Annotated in this window: 6 protein-coding genes and 1 pseudogene; 4 read left to right on the top strand and 3 right to left on the bottom strand. The window is 40.4% G+C overall.

The genetic code is table 11. The annotated features are described in order from the left end of the window. Positions 1-320 precede the first annotated feature (320 nt). On the bottom strand, positions 321-1,640 hold the full coding sequence (locus tag VB836_RS01135; protein WP_323217621.1) for a sensor histidine kinase: 1,320 nt from the start codon (positions 1,638-1,640) through the stop codon (positions 321-323). A gap of 126 nt (positions 1,641-1,766) precedes the next feature. Between VB836_RS01135 and VB836_RS01130 the strand changes: the two are divergent. After that, a pseudogene (locus tag VB836_RS01130) lies at positions 1,767-2,178 on the top strand (IS1 family transposase); the annotation flags it as partial. 98 nt (positions 2,179-2,276) lie between these two features. Here VB836_RS01130 and VB836_RS01125 read toward each other — a convergent pair. Then, positions 2,277-4,124: a 3'-5' exonuclease gene (locus VB836_RS01125; RefSeq protein ID WP_046278868.1), complete on the bottom strand. Its 1,848-nt coding sequence runs from the start codon at positions 4,122-4,124 to the stop codon at positions 2,277-2,279. Between the two features lie 238 nt (positions 4,125-4,362). Here VB836_RS01125 and VB836_RS01120 point away from each other — a divergent pair, with 238 nt between their 5' ends. From VB836_RS01120 to VB836_RS01110, 3 genes are all read left to right on the top strand, one after another. Next, positions 4,363-4,734 (top strand): hypothetical protein, encoded by a 372-nt coding sequence (locus tag VB836_RS01120; RefSeq protein ID WP_323217620.1) that lies wholly within the window; start codon positions 4,363-4,365, stop codon positions 4,732-4,734. An 823-nt stretch (positions 4,735-5,557) separates the two neighbouring features. Continuing rightward, complete coding sequence (locus VB836_RS01115) at positions 5,558-8,404, top strand: pre-peptidase C-terminal domain-containing protein (protein WP_323217619.1); 2,847 nt, start codon at positions 5,558-5,560, stop codon at positions 8,402-8,404. Positions 8,405-9,037: 633 nt separating this feature from the next. Next, positions 9,038-9,271, top strand: a complete 234-nt coding sequence (locus VB836_RS01110) for a hypothetical protein (RefSeq protein WP_323217618.1) — start codon at positions 9,038-9,040, stop codon at positions 9,269-9,271. A 174-nt stretch (positions 9,272-9,445) separates the two neighbouring features. Here VB836_RS01110 and VB836_RS01105 read toward each other — a convergent pair whose 3' ends face one another. After that, positions 9,446-10,570: a hypothetical protein gene (locus VB836_RS01105; protein ID WP_323217617.1), complete on the bottom strand. Its 1,125-nt coding sequence runs from the start codon at positions 10,568-10,570 to the stop codon at positions 9,446-9,448. Positions 10,571-10,623 lie beyond the last annotated feature (53 nt).

Genomic DNA, 10,623 nt, shown 5'->3' with positions numbered 1-10,623 from the left:
GTAGGGGCGGGTTATGAGTTAACCTGTAATTCCCATAAAAAACTCTGATAAACCTGCCCAAGTTTCCTGTAGGGGCGGGTTATGAGTTAACCTGTAATTCCCATAAAAAACTCTGATAAACCCGCCCCGGAGTCAGGTGTCCAATTGTGATAATATTTGCTTTACTGACGGGGAAACCCGATATCTTTGAGGTTTTCGGATGTCCAACATATATTCAATTGTGCGTTGGATAATTTCAGAAGGAGAATCGCACATAAAAACACACCACACAAGCTAAAATTAAAAAATAAGTTCAGTCTATGGTTTCACTCAACCGTTATCTAGACTACTGGGAGACGCACCTGAAAGCAACTCCCTACCCCAACTTGACTTTTAACAGTAATTTCTCCTCCATGACGGCGAGTAATAGCTTGAACAATAGCCAACCCCAACCCGGAACCGTCTTCCCGATAAGTTCGTGCAGTATCCCCTCGCCAAAGACGATCAAAAATAAAAGGTAAATGTTCGGGAGCAATACCTATCCCCGTATCTTTAACGTCTACCCGCACCAGTTTCTCTTCTCTATAAGTTGAAAGGGTAATCGTTCCGCCTGAAGGTGTATATTGTAGAGCATTTTCAATTAAATTGCGAAACAGACGAAACAACTGAGAAGCATCGCCTTTAACTTTGATATCGGTTTGTACATTAAATTGAATGGTTATATTTTTAGCTTCTGCATTTAAGTCTAAAAGTTCAACAACTTCTCCTAACAATTCGTTGAGATCAATTAAAGTAAAAGGTTGAGTTGATGTCTGATTAAATTGATCGGTACGGGCGAGTAATAGCAAATCTTCAACCAAACGACTCATCTGGTTTGTAGCACTAATAATTGCCTGAAATTGTTCTCGATCTTCAGAATAAATATGATGGGCATGAGTTTCTAAAACTTGAACCGAAGTTTTAATCACAGTTAGGGGCGATCGCAATTCGTGGGAAGCATCTGCGGTAAACTGTTGTAATTGCTTAAAACTCTGTTCTATGGGTTTAATTGATTGTTGAGTCAGCCACATTCCCCCAACTCCAATTAACCCAAACGCCACGCAACCGCCCAAGGTTAAACCCCAACGTAATTTTGAGAGAACTCCTTCTACAGACTCGGTAGACTCACTAACACGAACATAACCTTCAAGTTGTTGGGTTTGTTGTTGATTATAACTGTAAGCAGGAATCATTAAACTGCGTATTGTTCCCCCTGCAAAAGTATGAAATCCAGGTTTTAAAGGGAAGTCAGAAAATAATATTCCTGAAAAGGCTAAACGATTTTGATTTGCTGTAAACCATTCTACACTTTGATTGGGTTTGCGAAGATTTTGCCAGGGAATATCAAGATCTCCGTCGCCATCGAGGGAACGATAAGGGGTGTCATTAACTGCGTTGGAGTCTTGTTTGATCGCAACTAAACTATGAGCGGCGGCTTGAGCCAGGTTGAACAGTCGGTTGTCGAGTTGTTGATATAGACTGTGGGTAAAAAAATGATAGACTAATAAATCGGAAATTAGCCGAATAGCAACCATAATTACTAGGTACGATCCGAGTAACCGCCAGCGTAAGGTTTGAAATTGAGGACTAACGGAGTTTTTGGCTTGACGGTTGGGCTTCATTGATGAGTTATGAGTTATGGGTAGTCGTGCATAGTAATGATACAATCAGAAGTGTCGTGCAAAAATTGCAGTATGCCTTGCCCTCAATGTAACTCCAAAAAAATTGTAAAAAATGGACGAACTGATTGGATTTGGCTTGCAATTGACGCAACAACACCAGAAATTCTTGGAGTATATATTGGCGATCGCAAAGCGCCAATCAGCAAAGCAATTGTGGCATTCACTTCCGACAGTTTACCGTCAATGCGCTATTTGTTACACTGATTTTTGGGAAGCTTACGAACAAGTATTACCGAGTAAGCGTCACCGTGCGGTTGGTAAAGATACTGGTTATACAAGTTATATTGAACCGTCAGGTTCTCTTGAATTTAATTCAAGAGCTTGCCTGAGGGCGCATTCCGCGCGATTGAATAACACTTGACGTCAAAGAGTTTCCCGCTTAGTACGTAAAACTTGATCATTCTCAAAATCTCTAGACAATCATATTGGTGCAATTTGGTATTTTGTTCATCACTATAATGCTAGTTTACGAACCTAGATCATTACTATGCACTACTACCAGCTAGTTTTTGAGCTTCTGTATTAGAGCTATCCATCAGAAATTATCCTAAAATAAGTTAACGAAGTGAACTGACTCTAAGCCACATCAAAATGATCGCATTCTTGCAATTCCCGCAGAACAGGAAACTGACCCGACCCGAATAAATGCAACACGTCCTGGGCGCGTGTCATACTCACATAAAGTTCCCGTCTGGCTTCAGCTTCATTACCTACACCGAACTGTTGAACCCAGGGGATAATCACGGCTTTGAACTCTAATCCCAATGCGGATTTACTGGTAATCAATCTAATGCCGGGATGATGCCGACTATAGTTTTTCTTGTTTTCATTAACCCAGTAGCAACCCAAGTCCAGTTCATTCAATTGTTGAGTGAGATAACCAAACGGTTCGGCTTCACAGCGTCCCAGGTAACGGTAAATCACAGCAATATCTTTCGATTCGTAGCCTTCGGAAAGTAGCTGCTGAATTTGGGCGATCGCATTTTCAACTTCAGCCATTCGGTCAGCGACCAGATGAAGTACAGGTTTCTTGCCATGTCGGAGGGCAGCTTCCGGTTCGACCAACGGAAAGGCCTCATCGTCGTCTTCGTCATCGGTGGAGAGGGACTGCACCATATCCCAAGCGGCCGATAGAATTTCGGAGGTATTGCGATAATTACGATTGAGTTTGCGTACTCGTCCCTGTGCCTTAATGCCAACGGATTTCCAGGTAAACTTCTGGCGATTGTAGAGACTTTGGGAACGGTCGGAGACAATGAGCAAATCACCATTTTCTGGGTCTTTGAGAGCCGCAGCACAACACTTAAACCAGGCAGGATAGAAGGTGTGAGCTTCATCGATGAGAACAGCATCCCATTTTTCCTCCGGTGGCATTAATGCTAGAACTTTCAGGAGGCGATCGCCTAACACCTCGTCATACTCATCACTGCTTTCGTAATTCTTGGGATTTGGTAAACTGCCTATTACTGATTTTGCCCAATCGTGGAAGTGCAGAATTTCGATGCGCTCTCGGTACAAGGGATTATTATCTGCTTCAATCAGGGAACGCAAGTAGGCAGCAAGGGTGATGTTGAAACATAAGACGAGAACCCGTTGGTTGAACACTCCCCCAGCGAGAGTTTTGGCACGGGATAAAAGGATTAATGTTTTGCCTGACCCTGCAACTCCGCAGAATAGTCGATGACCGCTTCCCAATGAACGAGCCAACTGTTCCTGTTTGTGGTCTAGGGTTTTGATAATGGTTGCGTTCGGTTGGATAACCTGCTTTTTGGGAGCGCTCGTTGGTTTGGCGGGTTCTTCCCTGACTTGCACTTCCGGGTGAATGACTCCCTTGATGGTGCTGATTTGGTCATCTTCCAGTCCCCAAAACTTAAAGCGGACGGTGAACATGGACTCCAAGCGCTTAATTAACTCCCGTTCTCCCATGCTGTTCCATTCTTCTAGTTCATCCCGATAAACGGTCTGGGGTTTTTCTAGCAAAGCATAGATATTCTCGTCGGTAGCTTCAGCTTCGGTCATGTTGGTCATAATGACGCCGCAGCCCATCGGAAACGCCAACTTACCCTGATATTCGCCTTCATCCTGACAGAGAATCGAATAATCCTTGAGTTTATTCATCAAAGCGTCAAGATATCCCTTGCCCTGCCTGAGCGGAGATTGGCACTTCTCTACCCGGCTATCGGTACAAATTTCAAAGATTTGATGGTCAGCTTTTAATATCTGACTGGCACTCCAGCCCTTAGCTTCTAGAATCAATAATCCTAAATCGGGACTGAGGATGATAAAGTCGGGAAATAAACCCTTGACGTTGGGTTCGTAATAGATGAAGAAATCATCGGGCAGTTCATCCCGCAACACTTTAAATAACCGCTTCTCTCCCTGACTGGCATCAGAAGGCACGGCTTCGGGAATCATTAACGCCATTTTCGCTCCCCTGGATAATGAAAGTAACTTCCTGGCTGAGAAAATCGATCATCTGTTACTCTCCAATATCCCTAGACTAAACCCAGAATCCCTTTCACCGCATCCGTGATAACACTGAACTTTTCTGGCTCATCTTCCCCTCGAATATTACCAAAAACTCACAAAGTATGCCAAACAGCAGAACCTAACGGAGAGTGCCGCATTAGTTGAAATTGTCAAACAATTCTTTGAAACTGATTTGCAGCAAAATTCTCAACTCGTTTCCCCACAAAAAGCAATAATTGAAGAAATAGTTAAAGAGCAATTAGCAAGCACGGAAGCAGAGATTAATACAATGAAAGCCCAAATGGAACAAATGCAGCAACTTCTGGCGGGGGTAATTTCCGGGAAAGTCACTCAGAAAAAACGTTCGACCAATTCTTTTGTTAAGCCGAAACTGCAACCGTTGAAAGCCGGAGAGTTAGCCAATAGATTGGGGGTTAATCCTGATACGGTGGAGAAAGAAGCTAATCGGGGAAATGAACACTTCCTTACTTGGAGTAAAAGTAAAGATATCGGTCGCGTTTCTTGGGAAAAACGGGGCGAACTTTATTATCCCCTCAAACCGTAGTTGAAAACTTAGACTTTTTCGGCAACTCACGCTTCAACTTGAAGTCATTGTTGGCTAATTGCCTGAGTCTCCAGTTGCGGGCTGCGGGACTTGCTTATCCCTGCGAACAATGGTTGATTGGGGAGGATCGATTTAAAATTTAATAAATAGTCTAAACTCCAGTTTCTTAGTAGAGCTACTCAAAACCTTACCCCAAGACATTTTGACCTCTAGTTGTCGCCCCGACCGATTCCTTACTTGTGGTTGACTTGCTTTCCGAGTTTTCAGCTTTTACCAATGTTTTACCTTAGTGCGTAGTGCTGTACGCCCTAGTTGCAGCCTACGGACTATCCATGTTTGCTATTAAGTTACTTCTCACCCAACGATAATGTGGAATATTTTGTAAAGTAATATGACGGCAGTTCGATTTGGAAAAACCGCTAAAAAGTACAGAATTTTTTCAACTTTAGACCTTCCAATAGCTGAGAATTAAACAGACCAAAGTTTTTAGCCATTTTTTATGAGATGGGTTTTTAATTTCCCTCTTGCCTATACAAATTATTCGAGCTAGATTGGGGATATCTGAATAAATACCTAGTGCAACTCTATTGATGTTAAAAATCATCAAAAGAAAGTCAGCTAAAAAGAGTAAAACAACGAATCAGAAAATCATTTTCTAAGATTTAAAAGCAACACTTATCAGCTTGGAGCGAGAATTTATTTATCCAAGTTGGCAGATTTCTGTTGTCCGGAAAGCTTTTTACTCCTTTGGGCCTAAGTTCCACTAGAAAACAATTGCAGAGAGCTTCTTTTTATATATGTTTTCTGAGGTAATGGAGGGAATATGGAAATTTTTGGAACGGCATCTACAGAAGCTTTATGGGGAACCGAAAGCCCGGATAACATTTTTGGAATGGAGGGTATAGACACAATTAATGCTCTTGCTGGTGATGATGTAATTTTTGGAAACCAAGATGGTGATTGGATTGATTGTGGTGATGGTTTTGATACGGTATACGGGGGAAAAGATGATGATTTTATTCGGGGAATGTTAGGCGGTGATTATCTACGAGGCGATTTAGGAAATGACGAGGTTTATGGAGGAGATGGAGATGATATATTATTTGGGGGGAAATTCAATGACTTACTTAGCGGTGAAGTTGGAAACGATAGTTTATATGGTGATTTAGGAAGTGATACAGTTACGGGTGGAGCAGGGAGTGATTCGTTTTTCCTCAGAGAAAATGGAGAAGGAACGGATCTCATTACAGATTACCAACAAGGAATTGATGTTCTCGTTCTTCCAGACACTCTAACTTTTGATGACTTAAGTATTGAGCCAGGTAATGGCAATCAAACCCTTATTACAATCACAAGTACAGGCGAAGAACTGGCTATTCTTGACGATGTTTCTAGCAGTAACATTACCGCAGAGGATTTTGGGGGAGTTACGAGTTCAACAAATCAATCTAGCACCAGTTTAAGTAATGCTACAGATTTGGGCATTTTAGATGGAACCCAAACTGAAAGTGATGCCGTTGAAGATAGCAGTCCTATCGATTTTTATCGCTTCACCTTAGATACACCCAAAGATTTAGAACTGAAATTAGACGGTTTGGGTAACGATGCAGATTTGTATTTGATTGAAGACGTTAATGGCAATAATCTGTTCGATAATGCTTTGGATAGCTCCGAAACTATTGCGAGTTCAAGCAACGGTGGAGTCGAGGCGGACAGCATCAACTTTACTCAACTTGCCGCAGGTACTTATTTTGTAGGAGTTTTTCAATTTGACGGGGAAACAAACTACGATTTAACCTTAACAGCCACGGCGTTTACTCCCCGATCTGATGAAGCGGGAAACACTCAAGGAACTTCTCTAGATATTGGGGTTTTACAAGCTGAAGAAACCTTCACGGACTTTGTAGGAGATTCGGATTCCGACGATTACTATAAATTCACCCTGAATCGAGTTAGTGACTTTAATTTATCGTTGGAAAATCTCAGTAGTGATGCTGATGTTGAGTTGATAGATTCGACGGGTAATGTTATTGACTTTTCAACGAATGCGCTGAACGATTCAGAAACCATTCAATCTTCAGCTTTACCCGCAGGAGACTATTATTTACGAGTTTATCCATTTTCTGGAGATACGGATTACGATCTGATTATTTCAGCCGATCCGGTGACTGTTATTCCGTCTGATGCTGCGGGAAATGACACTACAGAAGCTAATAACATCGGTGTTTTAGCTGGCGAACAAACTTTTAATGATTTCGTTGGTGATGTCGATCAAGATGACTATTATCAGTTTACGCTTGACCAGAACGCTGATTTTCAATTAACACTCGATCAACTGAATGTTAATGCTGACGTTGAACTGTTGGATGATCGAGGAAACGTAATTAAATCTTCAGCGAATGCTGATAGTCAATCAGAAACTATTACTGAAAGTTTAAACTCTGGGACTTATTTTGTTCATGTGCTGCCAAAAGATGGCGATACCAATTATCGTTTAAGTCTCTCTGCTCAAGAACAATTACCTCCTCCAGAACCGGGAAATACACTGAGCAATCCTCTTGAAGAAAGTTCTCCTCAGTTCTCAAAAAATGGCAGCGTTAATGGAGAAAAACCGGATAATTTTGTTCAATTTAGCGTCAATGAATCCGGCGTTTTTACCGCTCAACTTTCAGGATTATCTGCTGATGCCGATGTCCGTCTGATTCGTGATTTTAATAATGACGGACAGATTAATCCGGTAGAAGACCTCAACGGTAATCAGTTTATTGATGATAACGAAATTGAGGTTTTAGCCTGGCTACCCGAACGGAATACCAACAGCGAATCTATCCGGGCTTTTCTAGAACCGGGAACCTATTATTTACAGGTCAATAGCGTAGACGAACGAGCCACAAATTACGCTGTTAATACCACCTTTAACGCTTCCGCAACCGATCCCCTTGCATTTGATATTCAATTTAATTACCAGGACGGAACAGGGGGACTTTCTTCGGAGTTTCGCACGGGTTTAGAACAAGCCGCCCGAACTTGGGAACGAATTATTCCCTACAGTAGTTTTGCTGGATCTCATACTTTGATAATTGAGGTTTATGCTGAGAACTTGGGAGAAGGTACGCTCGCTAGTGCAACCTATGGAACCAAATCAAATGATGGTTCCTATAGCTTTAGAGAGGGACAAGAAATTCAAAAAGATTTGAACGGAAATCAGATGCCTATGATTGGCGGAGTTACAATCAGTACCAACCCAGACATTCAAAGCTATTTCAAGAATGATTCACAGGCAGTTCCAAGAACCATGATTCACGAGTTTGGTCATGTTTTAGGGTTAGTTGGTGGATTTGACAATATTACTCAGTATGATGACCTCAAGGATTCACGCAAGTTCTTCAATAAGCAAAAAGATACAGAGTATAAAACCAATACTTATGCAGGTATTGCTTATGGCGAATTAACCGGAAGTAATAGCCCACTCGGTATTCCCATTGAAACGAGTACAGGAAGTATTGGATCTGACTATTCTCACTGGGAAGAAGCAACATTTGACACAGAAATTATGACTTACCAAGATGAGATTAATCAGCCTCGACCAATTAGCCAATTTACAATTGCTTCGCTGCGAGATTCAGGTTGGAATGTTAACTATGGTGCAGCAGAACCTTTCACGGTTTAGATTTAGCTGAATTCGCCCTTGTTTTCGGAGCAAAAAATTAAATTTCTCCCTGACTTTTCAGAAGAAGTTGGGCTGAATGTGGGGAACGCACACTTTCAGGTAGCGAGGTGATCTGATAAGCTGACACGCCTGCGGCGATCGCAATGTTTTTATATTGCTATTAAAAAGTCGAATATCTGACTTTGATAGTTTCCCACTAATTAAGGGTCACCTCCCCGAAATCCCCAATTATAAAGCCCCTCGGTAACGCCTGGGGGCTTGTTATTTTACCCAGAGTCAAGGGTTGTGCAATTATTCACCACGAAATTTAAGAAAGCCGTGTCTTTAAAGCCTGTTGGCGGGTGAGGCAACCGTTAAAGAATGCCGAAAAATCCAGCAAGAGTACCAACCTGAAGGAAAAAAGTTATAGCACTACGCATAACGGTTAGGACATTGGTAAATGCTGAAAATATTTTCTGCTGGCACTTTTGCCTCTTGCCTGTTGCCTTTTGCCTAGCGCGTAGCGCTATAACACGCGGATGCCTGCCCAAAAGCTAAGAAGGAACTTATCAGCACTTCGGCATCCTCGGTAGGGCTTCAACTTTACCAACGGATGCCAAGGTTATTAATGTCAAGGCGGTTCAGGTTGAGCAGTTGTCCCGAACCCAAATTGCAGCAACAATTGCCCGTTTGCTCTCTAATAGTTTAGTTAATTGGGCTAAAATTTTTTCTGGTATACGATACTTTCCCCAACATTACCAAGAACACACCGAGGTTCGGGTAAACTTTGAACAAAAGGAACAGCGACAAAGACTAAGGCTGGATTTTTTAGCAGTGGTTCGCTGGAGTTATAAACGCCCTAAAGATATTTTTGCAGTAGAAATTTAAAGCTGTTTATCCGATTTTAAAACCGATACAAAATGGCAATATTTAAACTTTTGCCATTACTTCTGTTTTGCCATTTATCAAGCAGAATTTATTGGAGGTATAAAGGTGTTCAAAAGCAGTCTGTTTGCAAGAAACTACACTTGAGTTAATTCTAAAATATACTGTGAATTAGATTTATTTCTCGTTTCGCTGCTCTACAATAAGTTCGGGAATAAAGCCTCTATTTTGTCCATTCAAATAACCAGTTACTATCTCTCCTAGTTTCAAGGGTTCTGCACACCTAGCCCAAACAATAATTGGATATTCTATGTTATTACGTTTCAATAATTTTTCAATTTGCTTCGGTGTTATATTAATGAAATCAATTTCTACTATCTTGGTATTTTCTCTAGCTAAATTCAAATTTAATAATTTATAATTTGTCTCTACTTGGTCGAATTCAATCACTTTAAATTGAAAACATTGAAGGGGAGGAATTGTTGTGTTTACTTCCCTTCTTTTTATAGCAGTTCTATCGATATTTATCTTCTCAATATTTGATAAGTTTACCTGCACAATAGATCTCTTATATGGGTTTCTATAAAAATCCAAGTTAAGAAATAACAGTGTATTACTAATAATAATGCCAATTGTGATGAATTCAGTCAAGGTTTCTGAAAGTATAGAATACCAAAAAATATTTGAAGAAAAAGCGGTATTTGAGGAGGTGATGAAAGATATTTGAATTATAAAAATCACAAAATGAATTGAACCAACAACATTATAAAAGAAGAAGACTCTCCACCAATTTCCTTTGACTCTAGATAAACTATAATTAAAGGCTAATTTTCCTTTTTGATTTCGGAGAATAAAAGCCTCTCCATAATAACCGTTATTGACTCCATAAATTATACCGGGTATACAAAGTAATAAAAGCCGAAATAAAAAGTTAACCCAAAATCTCCAACCCAATAAAAACATGGGAATACAGCTTGAAAGTATTTTTTTATAAAGACTTTTATAACTCATATTTATTTCACAAACGTAATTATTTGTAGCAATTGATAAAGCTAGGAAAAACATTATCCTTAAGAGGATATAAACCAATAAAATCATGTAAACTAACAGCGTGAATAATGCTGGAGCCTCATCATCTGAAGGTAACAGTTCAAAAATTGAAAGAACAATCAGGGATGGGAAAGAAATTGTACAAAATGCAAGTAGGGTATATTTCCAGTTCTTTAAACTTAGATAAATCCCCATAAATATTAATTCTATTGTTCCGACTTTGCGGCTTTCAAATTCAGATTTAATACCCATATTTATTGCTCCAGTAAAGTTATTTAATAGCGAAAGTAAACATAAAACTATCA

Origin of the sequence: Limnoraphis robusta BA-68 BA1, from assembly GCF_034932365.1 — a bacterium.
In the GTDB taxonomy this organism is placed as follows: domain Bacteria; phylum Cyanobacteriota; class Cyanobacteriia; order Cyanobacteriales; family Microcoleaceae; genus Capilliphycus; species Capilliphycus robustus.
Note: the sequence above shows the minus strand (reverse complement) of the source record. Positions and strands in the feature narration are given on the sequence as shown.

Coding starts and splice junctions, on each gene's coding strand:
- VB836_RS01135 (WP_323217621.1), bottom strand. CDS start 1,640: ATGAAGCCCAACCGTCAAGCCAAAAACTCCGTTAGTCCTCAATTTCAA.
- VB836_RS01125 (WP_046278868.1), bottom strand. CDS start 4,124: ATGGCGTTAATGATTCCCGAAGCCGTGCCTTCTGATGCCAGTCAGGGA.
- VB836_RS01115 (WP_323217619.1), top strand. CDS start 5,558: ATGGAAATTTTTGGAACGGCATCTACAGAAGCTTTATGGGGAACCGAA.
- VB836_RS01105 (WP_323217617.1), bottom strand. CDS start 10,570: ATGGGTATTAAATCTGAATTTGAAAGCCGCAAAGTCGGAACAATAGAA.